The sequence below is a fragment of the Streptomyces sp. NPDC045899 genome, from assembly GCF_056431485.1.
Window position 1 is genome coordinate 44,550 of record NZ_JBWKKP010000013.1, and the last position, 15,214, is coordinate 59,763.

Here is a 15,214-nt window from a genome sequence, read left to right on the forward strand (position 1 = left end):
CGGGCGGCGCGAGCCCGTTTCCCGGGGCGGATGCCGCCCGTCCTCTGGGGGACCGTCGCCCCGACGACTGTGCGCCCGCCTTCGGCGCCCGCGCCCCGGGGGACCGTCGCGCCGACGGGTCTGCGCGCCCGCCTTCCGCCGTGGGCCGTCCGCCCGGCCCTGCCGTCCGGCGGCAGGGCCGGGCGGCATTCATTACGCTCGATGCATGGTGGCCGCAGCCCCCACTCCGGACCCCCTGGAGGTCGCCGCGGAGGCGACCCGCGGGCTCCGGGGCCTGTCCACCGAGCTGACCGCGCGGCTGCCCCGGCTGCTGGAGGCGATGCGCTCCATCGGTACCGGGCTGGAGCTGCGCACCGTACTGGACCGGATCGCGGAGACCGCCGCCGAGCTGGCGGCGGCGCGCTGCGCCGTGATCGGGGTGAACGACGCCGCGGGCCAGGGGCTGGCCGGAGTGGTCAGCTACGGCGCCACCGAGGCGGACCGGGAGCGGTGCGGGGCGCTGTTCGCGGGGCTGCCGCCGGGGGCGCATCCGGCCGGTTTCCTGCTGGACCACCCGCTGCCGCACGCGTTCATCGGGGTGCCGATCCGGGTCGGGGAGGAGACCTTCGGTCATCTGTGCCTCGCCGAGAAGCGGGGCGGTGGCGAGTTCACCGTCTCCGATCTGCACATGGTCAAGGTGCTGGCGACCGAGGCCGGGATCGCGATCGGCAACACCCGGTTCCATGAAGCCACCCGGCAGCGCGAGCGGTGGATCGAGGGCTCGGTGGCGGTCACCCACTCCCTGCTCTCCGGCGATGCCGAGAACGCGTTGGCCGTCGTCGCGGAGAAGGCCCGTCAGCTCGCCCGGTCGGCGGCGGGGGTGGTGCTGCTGCCCGAGGCGTCCGGGGGGCTGCGGATCGTGGCGGCGGACGCCGACGATCCGTCGGCACTGCTCGGCACCGTCCTCCCGGCCCGCGCCCCGGCCGTACCGCGGCTGCTGGCCGGGAAGCCGGTGTTCCTCGACGACCCGTCATCCCGTCCCCGGCTGATCACCGGGGTGCTCGGCCGGTACGGACCGGCCATGATGCTGCCGCTGAGCGGTGGTGACCGGGTGCTGGGGGTGCTGGCCACGCCACGCGCGCCCGGCGCGCCCGCGTTCACGGCCGCGGAGCGCACGCTCGCCGTTCAGTTCGCGGCACAGGCCGCGGTGGCGCTGGTGCTGGCCGAGGCGCAGCGCGACCGCGAGCGGGTCGCGGTACTGGAGGAGCGCGACCGGATCGCGCGGGATCTGCACGATCTCGTCATCCAGCGGCTGTTCGCGACCGGGATGACGCTGGAGAGCGTCCAGCGCCGGTCGGCCGCGCCGGAGGTGCGGGAGCAGATCGAGCGGGCCGTGGAGGAGTTGGGCGCGGCCATCCAGGAAGTGCGGACGGCGATCTTCACACTGCGTCAGAACCCGTCGCAGCCGCCCGCCGGGCTGCGCGCCCGGGTCCTGCGGGAGGTGGGGGCGGCCGCGGTGCCGCTGGGGTTCCAGCCGTCGCTGGGTTTCGTGGGAGCGGTCGATACGCGGGTCGGCGAACCGGCCGGGGCGAATCTGATCGCGGCGCTGCGCGAAGCGCTGTCCAATGTCGTCCGGCACGCCCGCGCGGGGCGTGTCGAGGTGGTCGTGGACGCGACCGCGCGGCTCGCGCGGGGGCGGGCCGGGGTACGGCTGACGGTCGCGGACGACGGGGTGGGTACTCCGGCGGGCGGACGGCGCAGCGGTCTGGCCAACTTGGCGCGCCGGGCCGAGTCGTTGGGCGGTGCGAGCCGGGTGGGGCCGGGGCTCGGCGCGGACGGCGGTGGCACGTCGGTGGTGTGGGAGGTCCCGCTGTAGCCGGAGATGCGGGTAGGACACGGCCGGGTAGCCCGGCCAGTGGAAACCCTCACCTGTCAGGCGCAAGCCGCGCTTCTCCGGAGTGCGGTGTCCCCCGGCCGACGGTGGGATGAGGCTCGCGGGCCGTCCGGCCCTCACGTATCCCAACCCACTCCGTGACAGCGGGCGGCGCCGAGCGCCGCCGGGCCGGCACGGGGAAGGAAGCCATCACGTGAAGAGTCAGAGCTCAACTCCCCAGCGTTCCCGGACCTGTCGTCGGGTCCTCTTCGCCACTGCCGCCGCGGTGCTCGCCGCCTCCGGCCTGACCCTGGCGCCCGCCGCGCAGGCCGATGACGGTGCGCGCGGCGGCGGTCATCCCAAGCCCCCGAGGCCGCCGGCCGATGTCAGCGGTGTTCAGGAGTTCACCGAGGACGGGACGTTCATCGCTCCCCCCGGCGTCACCTCGGTCCACGTCCAGGCATGGGGCGCGGGCGGCGGTGGCGGCGGTGGCGGCGGCGGTGCCAGCGCCACGCTGACCGGCACCGGCGGCACCGGTGGCGGCGGCGGAGCCGGTGGCTTCACCTGGTGCGTCCTCAATGTCACGCCCGGACAGTCCTACAGCGTGGACCTCGGCGAAGGCGGTACCGCCGGTACCGCCGGGCCGGGTGGTCCCGCGGGCGGCAACGCCGGTGGGAGCGGTGGCACCGGTGGGACCGGGTCGGCCACCTCCGTGACCGACGACGGCGGTGACATCCTGCTCGCCGCCACGGGCGGCACGGGCGGCACCGGCGGTGGCGGCGGTGGCGCCGCCCCGGGTATCCCGGGCACCGGCGGTGACGGTGGCACGGGTTCGTGCGACAGCCCCTCCGCGGTGAACCGCACCGGTGAGGACGGCGAGGACGGCGCTCAGGGCGGTGAGGGCGGTGACTCGGCCGACGGCATCGTCGAGCTGCCCACCGATGACACCGCCGAGGGCGGCGACGGCAGCGCCGGCGGCCCGGGCGGCGGCACCCCCGGCTCCAACGGTCCCGCCGGGGAAGAGGGCGGCGACGGTTACACGGTCATCTACTGGTGATCCCGACGGATCATCCGGTCCGGCTGACCGCCCCCCGGCCCTCTCGGACCGGGGGGCGGTCGTGTGAGGGCGGGAGGCGGGTGGTTCCCGAAACGTTCCGGCAGGACAGCGCCTAGCCCGCGAGGATCCGCTCGATGATGGCGGCGACGCCGTCCTCGGTGTTGGCGGCGGTGTGGTGGGTGGTCGCGGCCAGTACGTCCGGGTGGGCGTTGGCCATCGCGTACGAGGTGCCCGCCCAGCTCAGCATCTCCAGGTCGTTGGGCATGTCGCCGAAGGCCACGACCTCCTCGGCGGTGATGCCGCGCTCGGCGCAGCACTGCTCCAGGGTGCTGGCCTTGCTGACGCCGGGACCGCTGATCTCCAGCAGGGCGGTCGGGCTGGAGCGGGTGAAGGAACCGTGCTCGCCCGCGGCGGAGCGGCCGAGTGTGAGGAAGGCGTCCGGGGCCAGCTCCGGGTGGTGGGCGAGCAGCTTGATGATCGGCTGGTCGGCGTGGGCGAAGCCGTCGTCGAGCAGCTTCTCGGCGGAGGCGTGGACCGCCCCCGGGTCGAGGTGGAAGGGCGGGTACTCGGGCTCGTAGAAGATGCCTTCGGTCCGCTCCACGGCGAACGAGGTGCCCGGGGCCGCCGCCCGCAGCGCCATGACGGCGGAGAGCGCCGCGTCCGGGTCCAGCGGGCGGACCTTGATCAGCTTGCCGCCCTGGTGCAGATCGACCACGGCGGCGCCGTTGGCGCAGATCGCCAGGCCGTGGCCGTGCACATGGGCGCTGACGACATCCATCCAGCGGGCCGGGCGGCCGGTCACGAAGAAGACCTCGATGCCCGCCCGCTCGGCGGCGGCGAGTGCCTCGACGGTGCGGTCGGAGACCGTCTTGTCGTCGTGCAGCAAGGTGCCGTCGAGGTCGGTGGCGATCAGCCGGGGCCGGGGTGAGCCGGTGCCGGAACGGTCTGTGGCCGGATTCCCGGGCCGCTCGGTTGCTGGAGTCACGGCAACCATCCTCCCGCATATGCCGCTCATCGGTGTGCGAAGGGGCTCGGGTGCGTACGTATGCCCGGTGGTGCGGGCCCTACGCCCGTCCTCCCCGGCCGCCGGTCGCGAGCCGCGGCCCACCGGTCCCGGCCGCCGGTCGTCGGCGTGCGGAGCTGTCCGCGGAACCGCTTAGGCTCGTCCGTATGCGACTGAGCACCGTGATCCTTCCCGTCCAGCGCTGGTCCGAGGGCGGCCGGGAGCTGTGGCGGCGCGCCGAGGAGCTGGGCTTCCACGGCGCGTACACCTATGACCACCTGTCCTGGCGGGTGCCGTTCCGCGACGGCCCCTGGTTCGGCGCGGTGCCCACGCTGACCGCCGCCGCGGCGGCCACCTCGCGGCTGCGCCTCGGCACGCTGGTGACCTCGCCCAACTTCCGGCACCCGGTGACGCTCGCCAAGGAGCTGATCACGCTGGACGACGTCTCCGGCGGCCGGATCACGCTCGGGATCGGGGCGGGCGGCTCCGGCTTCGACGCGACGGCGCTGCGCCGCGCCGATGAGGAGGCGTGGACCCCGCGGGAGCGCGCGGACCGCTTCGGTGAGTTCGTGGAGCTGCTGGACCGGCTGCTGACCCAGGACGCGGTGACGTACGAGGGGAAGCACTACAGCGCGCTGGAGGCGCGCAACATCCCGGGCTGTGTGCAGCGGCCCCGGCTGCCGTTCGCGGTGGCCGCGACCGGTCCGCGCGGGCTGCGGCTGGCCGCGCGCCACGGCCAGGCGTGGGTGACCACGGGGGATCCGAAGGTGTCCGCCACCGGTACCGCGGCCGATTCGGTGGAGGCCATCGCCCGCCAGGTCGAGGCGCTGGGCAAGGCGTGCGCGGAGGCCGGACGGGACGCGGGCGAGCTCCGGAAGATCCTGCTCACCGGGTTCACCCCGGACGGCGCCGGTCCGCTGGCCTCGGTGGACGCCTTCGTCGACTTCGCCGGGCAGCATGCGGCGCTGGGCTTCGACGAGATCGTGGTGCACTGGCCGATCCCGGACTCGATCTTCGCGGCGTACCAGCGGGTCTTCGAGCGGATCGCCACGGAGGGTGCCGCGCAGCTCGGCACCGGCTGAGCCGCCGCCTCGCGCCGCCTCGCGCCCCTCGCCAAGGGGCTCCGGGGCGGTCAGGACCCGCACAGGCGGTGAAGGCCGACATAAGGGGCAGAATCGGGTATAGAGGCTTTCGCTGCCGTAGTCCCGTGGAGGCATCCATGGCGCGTACCCGATACGCCCCGGACCGGGGGCTGACCGCCCGCATGGTGACCACGATGTTCTTCATCGGTCTGCTCTACGTGGTCTTCGTCGGCGTACTGCTGGCGCTGGTGCGGGGCGCCTGGCCACTGATCCTGATCATCGCGGGCGGACTGTTCGTGGCGCAGTTCTGGTTCAGCGACCGGATCGCGGCCTACAGCATGGGCGCGAAGGAGGTCACCGCGGAGCAGGCGCCCGAGCTGCACGGTGCCGTGGACCGGCTGTGCGCCCTCGCCGATATGCCCAAACCGCGTGTGGCCATCGCCGACACCGATGTGCCCAACGCCTTCGCCACCGGACGCAACCAGCGCAACGCCCTGGTGTGTGCGACGACCGGTCTGCTGCGGCGGCTGGAGCCGGATGAGCTGGAGGGGGTGCTCGCCCATGAGCTGTCGCATGTCGCGCACCGCGATGTGGCGGTCATGACCATCGCCTCCTTCCTCGGGGTGCTGGCCGGGATGATGACCCGGGTCGCGCTGTGGGGCGGGCTGACCCGCGGCGGCAGCCGCGACAACAACACCGCGATCGCGGTCCTGCTGATCCCGCTGGTCAGCGCCGTGGTCTACGCGATCAGCTTTCTGCTGACCCGGCTGCTGTCCCGCTACCGCGAGCTGAGCGCCGACCGGGCCGCCGCCCTGCTGACCGGGCGGCCCTCGGCGCTCGCCGCCGCCCTGACCAAGGTGACCGGGCAGATGGCCCGGATCCCCACCCGCGATCTGCGCAAGGCCGAGCCGTACAACGCGTTCTGGTTCGCCCCGGCGCTCTCCGGCCGGAGCATGAGCCGGCTGCTCTCCTCGCATCCGACGCTGGAGCAGCGGCTGGACCAGCTCGGCCGGATCTCGGCACAGCTCGGCCAGGCGGGAAGGGGCTGAGCGGCGTGGGGTTCTGGGACGCCGTGCTCGGCCGCAGCAAGCCCGTACGCCCCGACCTCGACCGGCTCTTCGGGTTGCCGGGGGCGGCGGTCACCCTGGAGGCGGGAGCGGGGTTCACCCCCACCGGTCTGGGGTCGGTGTGCTTCGCGAGCGTGGAGGGCGGGGCCTTCGCCCGGCTCCGGCAGGATGTGGGGGAGCTGCTCGACGCGGACACGGGGGCCGGACGGGACGGGGTGCCGGTGGAGTTCAGCCGGGACACGTACGGCTACACCTGGCTGCTGGCGCGGCAGCCGCCGGACGATACGGCCGCCCTGGTGAACGATCTGCACGCGGTCAACACCCTGCTCCAGGACGGGGGGTTCGGCCCTCAGCTGCTGTGCTCGCTGCTGGGGTTCCGGAACGCCTCCGACGGCCGGTCGCTGGCGCTGGTCTACCTCTACAAACGCGGCACCTTCTACCCCTTCGCACCGCTGCCGGGCGGAGCCGAGAAGCGCGACAACGGACTTGAACTCCAGGTGCGGGCGATGCTCGGGGACGATCTGACGATCGAGGAGGACCTGGGCCGCTGGTTCCCGGTGTGGGGCGCGCCGGGCCTGTAGGCCCGGACCGGCGCCGCCCCCGCACCGCCTCCTGGCCTCACCTGGGGCGGCGCCCCAGCCGGGCGGCTGCGCGCAGCGCCACGGGGGCGACCCGGGACAGCACGGCCGCGGCCTTCGCCTCCGGGGTCACCGGCACCACCGCCGCGTCGCGCAGCACGGCGCGCAGGATCGCGTCCGCGACCTTCTCCGGCGGATAGGCCCGGGGGGCCAGCCGCCGGGTGGGCCGGTCGTCCCGGGTGCGGGCGTAACCGGGACAGATCACCGAGACGCCGATGTCCCGGTCCGCGAGCTCGGCGCGGAGCGATTCGCTCAGCCGCACCACGGCGGCCTGGGAGGCGCCGTACGCGGCCAGCGACCGGGACGGCCGGAAGGCGGCGGCCGAAGCGGTGTTGACGATGTGGCCGCCCTGGCCGCGGTCGGCCATCTGACCGCCGAAGGCCCGGCAGCTGTGGACCACGCCCCAGAGATTGGTGTCCAGCACCCGGCGCCAGGCGTCCGCCGAGGTGCCCAGGAAGGAGCCGGACAGCCCCTCCTCGGCGCTGTTGACCAGCACGTCCACCACGCCGTACTCGGCGGAGACCTTGTGGGCCAGCTTCTCCACGGCCCGCTCGTCCGCGATGTCCACCGCCTCGGCCCAGGCGTGCGGCGCCCCGGCCGAGCGCGCCAGCGAGGCGATGTGCGCCGCGGCCTCCGCGTCCTGGTCCACGGCGATCACCCGGGCGCCCGCCTCGGCGAACGCGACGCAGGTGGCCCGGCCGACGGCCCCGGCAGCGCCCGTGACCAGCACCAGTTGGCCGCCGAACCGCTGGGCGTACGGACCGGGTGAGGCAGAACCCGGGCGCGGGGCGCCCTCCGTCACGGAGGTGATGAACTCGGTGATCCACGCGGAGAGCTGATCGGGCCGGGAGCGCGGCATGAAGTGGCGGGCGGCGAGGGTGCGCCGGGTCAGGTCCGGCACCCAGCCCTCCAGATCGTCGTAGAGCCGCTGGGAGAGGAAGGGGTCCCGGGTCGGGACGATCAGCTGGACCGGGGCGTGGGCATGGGCGTCCTCCCGGGGGCGCAGCAGCCGCTCGCGCACGTTGTCCCGGTAGAGCCAGGCGCCGTGCGCCGCGTCACCGGGCAGCGAGGCGGTCGGATAGCTCTCGCTCGGCACCCGCTCCAGCCGCTCCAGGACGCCCGGCCAGGACCGGCCGAGCGGACCGCGCCACAGCGCCTCCGGCAGCCTCGGGGTGTGCAGCGCGCCCACGTACCAGGAGCGGGCGGACTGGCCCAGCAACTGGGCGACGCGGCGCGGGGTGGGCCGGGTCATCCGCTTCCTGATCCAGTGACCGAAGTGGTCCAGGCCGGGGCCGGACAGCGAGGTGAACGAGGCGATCCGCCCCTGGGCGCGCGGGACCGTGACGAACTCCCAGCCCTGCACCGAGCCCCAGTCGTGGCCCACCAGATGGACCGGCCGGTCCGGCGAGACCGCGTCCGCCACGGCCAGGAAGTCATCGGTGAGCTTCTCCAGGGTGAAGCCGCCGCGCAGCGGCTCCGGGGCGGTGGAGCGGCCGCAGCCGCGCACGTCGTACAGCACGACATGGAAGCCCGATCCGCCCGAGGCGAGGCGGGTGGCGACCTCCGACCACACCTCCTTGCTGTCCGGATAGCCGTGCAGCAGCACCACGGTGGGCCGCGCCGGATCACCGAGCTCGGCGACGCACAGCTCCACCCCTCCCGTACGGATCGTGCGCTCGGCCGCTCCCGCGATCCCGTCCCTCACGCTGTCCTCCCCTTCCGCGCGGGAATCGGCTTCCGCGCATGAATCCGGCGTCGTCCCCGCAGGAGACGGCGTCTTCACGGCGTCTTCCACGCATGAACCCGGCGAACCGTGCCCAGGACGACCATGCGCGGCGTTCGAAATCGCCGTCAAGAGGGCCTCCTCCTCCTGTGGATACCACGGGTAACCCCCTCCTGGGGGTGCCGTTCCCCTACGGGCGCCTCCGACCCGAGGACTACGTAAATCCAGCCATCAGGACTGACGCCGGATGTGGCTCGGCCCACTACGGTCGAACACGTGACTGTGATCGCCACCGAAAGCCTGAGCAAGCGGTTCCCCAGGGTCACCGCCCTCGACCGGCTCACCGTCGACATCACACCGGGCGTCACCGGCCTGGTGGGTGCCAACGGTGCCGGTAAGTCAACCCTGATCAAGATCCTGCTCGGTCTCTCCCCCGCCACCGAGGGCCGCGCCACCGTGCTCGGCCTCGACGTGGCCAAGGACGGCAGCGCCATCCGCGAGAGCGTCGGCTACATGCCCGAGCACGACTGTCTGCCGCCCGATGTCTCGGCCACCGAGTTCGTCGTCCACATGGCGCGCATGTCCGGGCTGCCACCGTCCGCCGCCCGTGAGCGCACCGCCGACACCCTGCGCCATGTGGGCCTGTACGAGGAGCGGTACCGGCCCATCGGCGGCTATTCGACGGGTATGAAGCAGCGGGTCAAGCTGGCCCAGGCGCTGGTGCACGATCCGCGGCTGGTGCTGCTGGACGAGCCGACCAACGGTCTGGACCCGGTCGGCCGGGACGACATGCTCGCCCTCATCCGCCGTGTGCACACCGACTTCGGCATCTCGGTCCTGGTCACCTCACATCTGCTCGGCGAGCTGGAGCGCACCTGTGACCACGTGGTGGTCATCGACGGCGGCAAGCTGCTCCGCTCCAGCTCCACCAGCGACTTCACCCAGGCCACCGCCTCCCTCGCGGTCGAGGTCACCGACACCGCGGAACACCCGGACGGCACCGGGGTGCTGCGCGCCGCGCTCGACCGCGCGGGGCTCACCGTCCAGCCCGCCGGACGCGGGGCCGACGGGGCGCCCGCCTCGGACCACGTACTGCTGGTCGACGTGGCGGGGGACGAGACCTACGACACCGTCCGCGACGCCATCGCCGAACTCGGCCTCGGTCTGGTCCGCATGGAGCAGCGCCGCCACCGCATCGCGGAGATCTTCCGCTCCGACGACGAACCCGCCGCCGCCGACGCCCCCGCCAGGGGCACCGGCACCGACGCACCCGGCACCGACGGAACCGGCGCCCACGGGAAGGGAGGTGCCGTCGATGCCGCCTGAGACCGTGCCCCAGCAGCGCGCCGACGTCATCCACAACATCGGCTACCGGCATTACGAGGGCGCCCGCCTGGGCCGCGCCTACGCCCGCCGCTCACTCTTCTCGCAGAGCCTGCGCGGCGCCTACGGCCTCGGCCGCTCGGCGAAGTCCAAGGTCGGGCCGATGCTGATGCTCGCCGTGATGTGCCTGCCCGCCGCGATCATCGTCGCGGTGGCGGTCGCCACCCAGGCGAACAAGCTCCCCGTGGAGTACACCGGTTACGCGATCATGCTCCAGGCCGTGATCGGCCTCTACACCGCCGCCCAGGCACCCCAGGCCGTCTCCCGCGATCTGCGCTTCAAGACGATCTCGCTGTACTTCTCGCGCCCCATCAAGACGGTGGACTACGTGACGGCGAAGTTCGCCGCCCTGGCCTCCGCGATCTTCTTCCTCACCGCGATGCCCCTGCTGATCCTGTACGTCGGAGCCCTGCTCGCCAAGCTGGACTTCGCCGAACAGACGAAGGGCTTCGCACAAGGACTGGTCTCCGTGGCTCTGCTCTCGCTCCTCTTCGCCGGTATCGGCCTGGTGCTCGCCGCCATGACACCGCGCCGCGGCTTCGGTGTCGCCGCCGTCATCGCCGTACTGACCATCTCCTACGGCGCGGTGAGCACCGTTCAGGCCATCTCCTGGGACCAGGGCAGCACCGACGCGATCAGCTGGCTCGGCCTCTTCTCGCCGATCACCCTCGTCGACGGGGTGCAGACCGCGTTCCTCGGCGCCACCTCCGCCTTTCCCGGCGAGTACGGCCCCTCCACCGGGACCGGTCTCGTCTACCTCCTCGTCCTCCTCGGCCTGACCGCCGGCTCGTACGGCCTGCTGATGCGCCGCTACCGAAAGGTCGGGCTGTGACCACGATCGCCATCGACAATGTCTCCCGCTGGTTCGGGAACGTCGTGGCCGTCAACGACGTGACCATGACGATCGGCCCCGGGGTCACCGGCCTCCTCGGACCCAACGGCGCGGGCAAGTCCACCCTGATCAACATGATGGGCGGCTTCCTGGCCCCCTCCACCGGATCGGTCACCCTCGACGGCGCCCCGATCTGGCGCAATGAGCAGGTGTACCGCCAGATCGGGCTGGTCCCCGAGCGGGAGGGGATGTACGACTTCCTCACCGGCCGCGAGTTCGTCATCGCCAACGCCGAACTGCACGGGCTGCCCGATCCGCGCGGCGCCGCCCGCAAGGCGCTGGACACCGTCGAGATGGACTACGCCGGGTCGCGGAAGATCTCCACCTACAGCAAGGGCATGCGCCAGCGGGTGAAGATGGCCTCCGCCCTGGTGCACGAACCGTCGGTGCTGCTGCTCGACGAACCGTTCAACGGGATGGACCCGCGCCAGCGGATGCAGCTGATGGAGCTGCTGCGGCGGATGGGCGACGACGGCACGACCGTGCTGTTCTCCTCGCACATCCTGGAGGAGGTCGAGCAACTCGCCTCCCATATCGAGGTGATCGTCGCCGGACGGCACGCCGCCTCCGGTGACTTCCGCAAGATCCGCCGGCTGATGACGGACCGTCCGCACCGCTATCTGGTGCGCTCCAGCGACGACCGCGCGCTCGCGGCGGCCCTCATCGCCGATCCGTCGACCACCGGTATCCAGGTCGACGCCAGCGGCGGGGCGGACGGCGGACTGCACATCCAGGCCGTCGACTTCACGCGCTTCACCGAACTGCTGCCCCGGGTCGCCCGCGACCACGGCATCCGGCTCCTCACGGTCTCGCCCTCCGACGAGTCCCTGGAAAGCGTCTTCTCCTACCTCGTCGCGGCCTGAAAGGAGCCCACAGCGATGTCCTCGCTCTATCACCCGACCGTCGCCCGGCTCACCTACCGGGCCCTGCTCGGCCGCCGCCGCGCGCTGATCCTGTTCTCGCTGCCCGCGCTGCTGCTGCTCATCGCGGTGGCCGTACGGCTGCTGACCAGTGCCGATGACGCCACGGCCGATGGCATCCTCGGCGGTTTCGCCATCGCCACCATGGTCCCGCTGATCGGCGTGATCGCCGGTACCGGGGCGATCGGACCGGAGATCGACGACGGTTCGGTGCTCTATCTGCTGGCCAAGCCGGTGAAGCGGTCCACCATCGTGATCACCAAGCTGATCGTCGCGATCGGCGTCACCGCCGCCTTCTCGGCGATCCCCACCCTGCTCGCGGGCTTCATCCTGAACGGCAACGGCCATCAGATCGCCATCGCCTACGCCGTCGCCGCCGCGGTGGCCTCCGTCGCCTACAGCGCGATCTTCCTGCTGCTGGGCACCGTCACCCGGCACGCGGTGGTCGCGGGCCTGGTCTATGCCCTGGTGTGGGAGACGCTGTTCGGCAGCCTGGTGTCCGGGGCGCGCACGCTGAGCGTCCAGCAGTGGGCGCTTGCCCTCGCTCAGAAGATCGGCGAAGGGGATCTGATCACCTCGGACGTCGCCCTGCCCACCGCCGTGGTGCTGCTGGTCTCCGTGACGCTGGCCGCCACCTGGTACGCGGGCAGCAAGCTGCGCAGTCTCACCGTCGCCGGTGAGGAGTGAGCCGGCGCAGACACTCCCTCTCGTCACCGGTGGCGGCGGTCGTGATCACGGCCGCCGCCACCGGTGTTGACACCCGGCCCCGGCATTGCCTTGGCTCACCTCCGTGAAATCCGACCGGCTGCTCTCGATACTGCTGCTCCTCCAGACCCGCGGCCGGGTCACCGCCGTGGAACTCGGTGAGCGGCTGGAGGTCTCCACCCGCACCATCTACCGCGACGTGGAGTCCCTGTCCGCCGCCGGAGTGCCGGTGTACGCGGAACGCGGCCGCCACGGCGGGATCACCCTGCTCCCCGGCTACCGCACGGATGTCACCGGGCTCACCTCCGACGAGGCGCGGGCGCTGTTCGTGCTGGTCGCGCAGAGCACCCATGCCGCGCTCGGCCTCGACAGCGCCCTCGGCTCCGCCCTGCGCAAGGTGATGGCCGCGCTGCCCGCCGCGCACCGTCCCGCCGCCGAACTCACCAGCCGCCGGATCCTCATCGACCCCGGGCGCTGGCGGTCCCGCCCCGTGCCGGAGGCCGATCTCGAGGTGCTCCAGACCGCCGTGCTGACCGACCGCAGACTGCGCATCCGCTACCGGCACGGCGGGGAGACCGCGCTGCACGACTACACCGTCGATCCCTACGGGCTCGTCGCCAAGGCCGGGGTCTGGTACCTGGTCGCCGACCGTGACGGCACCCCGCGGCTGTTCCGCGCCGACCGCGTCGACGCGGCGTCCCTCGTCGACGAGCCGGTGCGGCGCCGCCCCGGTGCCGAGCTGAAGGGGGTGTGGGAGGAGCTGCGGCGGGGGATCGAGGAACAGCCCATGCCGTTGCGGGTCCGGGCCAGAGTGCGGCGCACCCGGCTCGACCGGTTTCTGCGGATCGTCGGCACGCTGGTGGGCCAGGCGAGGGAGGTCGGCGGCGACGCGGAGTGGGCCGAGGTGGAGCTCGCCTATCCGTCGCTGGCGGCGACGCGTCAACTGCTCCCGTTCGGCGATGAGGTGGAGGTGCTGGAACCGCCCGAGGTGCGCGAGGAACTGGCCGCCGTCGCCGCCTCCATCACCGGTCTGTACGGCTGACCGCCGGACCCCGCTCCCGCCCCGGCGGCGGGCCGTCCGCCGTCAGCTCCGCCGCCACCGTCTCGGCGAATTCCACGGCCACCGGACTCAGCGCGTCCCACCGCCGCACCGCCCACCCCGCCGCCAGCGGGGGCAGCGAGGGGATCGGGATCAGCCGCAGTGCGGGATGCGCCGCGACCGGCTCCCGCCACCCCGGCAGCGCGGGCACCACGGCGTGCCCCAGGCCCAGTTCGGCCAGCAGGATGGCGGTGTCCCAGTCGGCCACGCTGGTGGTGGAGACGGGTCCGGTGCCCTGTCGGGTGAGGTGCTCCTCCAGCCGGTGCCGGGACACGGAGTTCTCCGGCAGCCGGATGTGGCGGATGGACGCCAGCTCCCCGGGGCCGATCTCGGTCCGCTCGGCGAGCGGGTCCCCGGCCCGTACGGCCAGCACCCACGGCAGCTCCAGCACCGGCCGCAGCTCCACACCGCGGGCCGGGGAGCCGATGGTGATCCACGCCAGGTCGGCGGTGCCCGCGGCCAGCGCCTCGAAGCAGCGGCGGCTGGAGTTCTCCGTCTGGAACTCCAGGTTCACCCGTGGCCGGCGCCGCCGGAACGTCACCACCCCGGCCGACATGAAGTGCCGTACGGTCGTCGCCCCGGTGGTGACGCGCACCGTACCGGCGCCGCCCCGCTGGATGTCGCACAGCCGCCGCAGCGCGTGGTCCAGCCCGACCAGACCGTCGGCCGCCGCCCGGTGCAGGATCCATCCGGCCTGGGTCGGCGCCACTCCGCGCGGCCGCCGCTCCAACAGGGCGATGCCCAGCTCCCGTTCCAGCCGCTTCACACGCTGGCTCACCGCCGACTGGGTGCAGCCCAGATCACGGGCGACGGCGCTGAGGCTGCCGGAGTCGCAGACGGCCGTGAAGGCCCTGAGGTCGTCCAAGGTCATCAACCCAAGCTACAGCTAAGGAGTTTGGAAGAAATCCCGAGGATTGACTAGGGGGTATGTCCGGGACGACGATCTGTGTGGCGCCCAGGGCGGCAACCCGCTCCCGGCCACGCCACCGGATCCGGACCGGACGGCGTGTCCCGGGGGCGGGTGCCGACCCGCCCTCTCCCATCGGGCCTCCGCTGTGCGGAATCACTGCCCGGATCCGCTCCCCACCCCAACATGCCTCGTGGCAGGGCTGGTTGGTAGGAAGCTCTGAAGTCCCGATGGTTGAACTCTGTTCATCCAGACGACTGTACGGATCTTGACGCTTGTCAGGGACCTGCCCAACTCTGGGGCAAGCGCTTCCCCCCACAGATCGCGCCATCGTCCGGCACCCACACGGATCGTGATGGCGCGTCAACAACCGAAGACGGAGGAAACCCCTCACATGCGTCGTCTTGCCACGAGTCTCGCCACGGCCGCCGTCGCCGCGGCCACCGCCGTCGCCCTCGCCTCACCCGCCCAGGCCGAACCGGCGGACAAGGCACAGGTGCTCTCCAACTGGACCCAGACCAGCGCCGACAGCTACAACGTCTGGCTCTCGGCCCGCAACGACCAGGGTTCCTGGGCCGATTACGCCTTCGACTGGTCGACCGACTACTGCAGCTCCTCGCCCGACAACCCGTTCGGCTTCCCCTTCCAGACCGCCTGCGCCCGCCATGACTTCGGCTACCGCAACCACAAGGCGATGGGGATCTTCGACGCCAACAAGGCACGGATCGACAGTGCCTTCTACGAGGACCTCAAGCGCGTCTGCGCCAACTACGGCGGTGCCTCCAAAACCGCCTGCGACAGCACCGCGTGGACGTACTACCAGGCGGTGAAGGTCCTGGGCTGAGCCCGGGAGCCACCGGCCACAGCGCACCGGGTGGTCCGTCAC

The 15,214-nt window shown here is 72.7% G+C and carries 14 protein-coding genes; 11 read left to right on the plus strand and 3 right to left on the minus strand.

Going from position 1 to position 15,214, the window contains the following annotated elements; genetic code table 11:
• Positions 1–205 precede the first annotated feature (205 nt).
• The gene (locus AC07FT_RS20435) at positions 206–1,855 is read left to right on the plus strand and encodes a sensor histidine kinase (protein WP_479177485.1); all 1,650 of its coding nucleotides are present in this window, start codon (positions 206–208) and stop codon (positions 1,853–1,855) included.
• A gap of 211 nt (positions 1,856–2,066) precedes the next feature.
• Positions 2,067–2,909 (plus strand): hypothetical protein, encoded by an 843-nt coding sequence (locus tag AC07FT_RS20440; protein ID WP_479177486.1) that lies wholly within the window; start codon positions 2,067–2,069, stop codon positions 2,907–2,909.
• Between the two features lie 112 nt (positions 2,910–3,021).
• On the opposite strand, the gene AC07FT_RS20445 is transcribed toward AC07FT_RS20440, so the two are convergent.
• Positions 3,022–3,903, minus strand: coding sequence for a Cof-type HAD-IIB family hydrolase (locus tag AC07FT_RS20445; protein WP_479177487.1), 882 nt, complete (start codon positions 3,901–3,903; stop codon positions 3,022–3,024).
• A gap of 176 nt (positions 3,904–4,079) precedes the next feature.
• On the opposite strand from AC07FT_RS20445, the gene AC07FT_RS20450 reads away from it, so the two are divergent.
• The 3 genes from AC07FT_RS20450 (at position 4,080) to pspAB (ending at position 6,642) form a co-directional block, all read left to right on the plus strand.
• The gene (locus AC07FT_RS20450) at positions 4,080–4,994 is read left to right on the plus strand and encodes an LLM class flavin-dependent oxidoreductase (RefSeq protein WP_479177488.1); all 915 of its coding nucleotides are present in this window, start codon (positions 4,080–4,082) and stop codon (positions 4,992–4,994) included.
• A 137-nt stretch (positions 4,995–5,131) separates the two neighbouring features.
• Positions 5,132–6,043, plus strand: coding sequence for a zinc metalloprotease HtpX (gene htpX / locus AC07FT_RS20455; RefSeq protein WP_254745986.1), 912 nt, complete (start codon positions 5,132–5,134; stop codon positions 6,041–6,043).
• Positions 6,044–6,048: 5 nt separating this feature from the next.
• On the plus strand, positions 6,049–6,642 hold the full coding sequence (gene pspAB / locus AC07FT_RS20460) for a PspA-associated protein PspAB (RefSeq protein WP_471191876.1): 594 nt from the start codon (positions 6,049–6,051) through the stop codon (positions 6,640–6,642).
• Between the two features lie 37 nt (positions 6,643–6,679).
• Here pspAB and AC07FT_RS20465 read toward each other — a convergent pair whose 3' ends face one another.
• The gene (locus AC07FT_RS20465; RefSeq protein WP_479177489.1) at positions 6,680–8,404 is read right to left on the minus strand and encodes an SDR family oxidoreductase; all 1,725 of its coding nucleotides are present in this window, start codon (positions 8,402–8,404) and stop codon (positions 6,680–6,682) included.
• 300 nt (positions 8,405–8,704) lie between these two features.
• Between AC07FT_RS20465 and AC07FT_RS20470 the strand changes: the two genes are divergently transcribed.
• From AC07FT_RS20470 to AC07FT_RS20490, 5 genes are all read left to right on the plus strand, one after another.
• Positions 8,705–9,748 (plus strand): ABC transporter ATP-binding protein, encoded by a 1,044-nt coding sequence (locus tag AC07FT_RS20470; protein ID WP_471192616.1) that lies wholly within the window; start codon positions 8,705–8,707, stop codon positions 9,746–9,748.
• Positions 9,738–10,637: an ABC transporter permease gene (locus AC07FT_RS20475; RefSeq protein WP_479177490.1), complete on the plus strand. Its 900-nt coding sequence runs from the start codon at positions 9,738–9,740 to the stop codon at positions 10,635–10,637. Before AC07FT_RS20470 ends, AC07FT_RS20475 begins: the two co-directional genes overlap by 11 nt.
• Entirely contained in the window at positions 10,634–11,560 is a 927-nt protein-coding gene (locus AC07FT_RS20480) for an ABC transporter ATP-binding protein (protein WP_479177491.1), read from the plus strand. The genes AC07FT_RS20475 and AC07FT_RS20480 overlap by 4 nt, the downstream gene beginning before the upstream one ends.
• Positions 11,561–11,575: 15 nt before the next feature.
• Complete coding sequence (locus AC07FT_RS20485; protein WP_471191864.1) at positions 11,576–12,304, plus strand: ABC transporter permease subunit; 729 nt, start codon at positions 11,576–11,578, stop codon at positions 12,302–12,304.
• 103 nt (positions 12,305–12,407) lie between these two features.
• Positions 12,408–13,364, plus strand: coding sequence for a helix-turn-helix transcriptional regulator (locus AC07FT_RS20490; RefSeq protein ID WP_479177492.1), 957 nt, complete (start codon positions 12,408–12,410; stop codon positions 13,362–13,364).
• Here AC07FT_RS20490 and AC07FT_RS20495 read toward each other — a convergent pair.
• Positions 13,345–14,292, minus strand: a complete 948-nt coding sequence (locus tag AC07FT_RS20495; RefSeq protein WP_479177493.1) for a LysR family transcriptional regulator — start codon at positions 14,290–14,292, stop codon at positions 13,345–13,347. The two genes, AC07FT_RS20490 and AC07FT_RS20495, sit on opposite strands and share 20 nt — an antisense overlap.
• 430 nt (positions 14,293–14,722) lie before the next feature.
• Between AC07FT_RS20495 and AC07FT_RS20500 the strand changes: the two genes are divergently transcribed.
• Positions 14,723–15,172 carry a phospholipase gene (locus AC07FT_RS20500; RefSeq protein ID WP_471191856.1) on the plus strand — a complete coding sequence of 150 codons (450 nt, stop codon included), beginning with the start codon at positions 14,723–14,725 and terminating at the stop codon, positions 15,170–15,172.
• Positions 15,173–15,214 lie beyond the last annotated feature (42 nt).

Excerpts from the sequence above, each read along its gene's own strand:
- AC07FT_RS20485 (WP_471191864.1), top strand. The coding sequence starts at position 11,576 with ATGTCCTCGCTCTATCACCCGACCGTCGCCCGGCTCACCTACCGGGCC.
- AC07FT_RS20475 (WP_479177490.1), top strand. The coding sequence starts at position 9,738 with ATGCCGCCTGAGACCGTGCCCCAGCAGCGCGCCGACGTCATCCACAAC.
- AC07FT_RS20500 (WP_471191856.1), top strand. The coding sequence starts at position 14,723 with ATGCGTCGTCTTGCCACGAGTCTCGCCACGGCCGCCGTCGCCGCGGCC.
- AC07FT_RS20450 (WP_479177488.1), top strand. The coding sequence starts at position 4,080 with ATGCGACTGAGCACCGTGATCCTTCCCGTCCAGCGCTGGTCCGAGGGC.
- AC07FT_RS20445 (WP_479177487.1), bottom strand. The coding sequence starts at position 3,903 with ATGGTTGCCGTGACTCCAGCAACCGAGCGGCCCGGGAATCCGGCCACA.
- htpX (WP_254745986.1), top strand. The coding sequence starts at position 5,132 with ATGGCGCGTACCCGATACGCCCCGGACCGGGGGCTGACCGCCCGCATG.
- AC07FT_RS20435 (WP_479177485.1), top strand. The coding sequence starts at position 206 with ATGGTGGCCGCAGCCCCCACTCCGGACCCCCTGGAGGTCGCCGCGGAG.
- AC07FT_RS20495 (WP_479177493.1), bottom strand. The coding sequence starts at position 14,292 with ATGACCTTGGACGACCTCAGGGCCTTCACGGCCGTCTGCGACTCCGGC.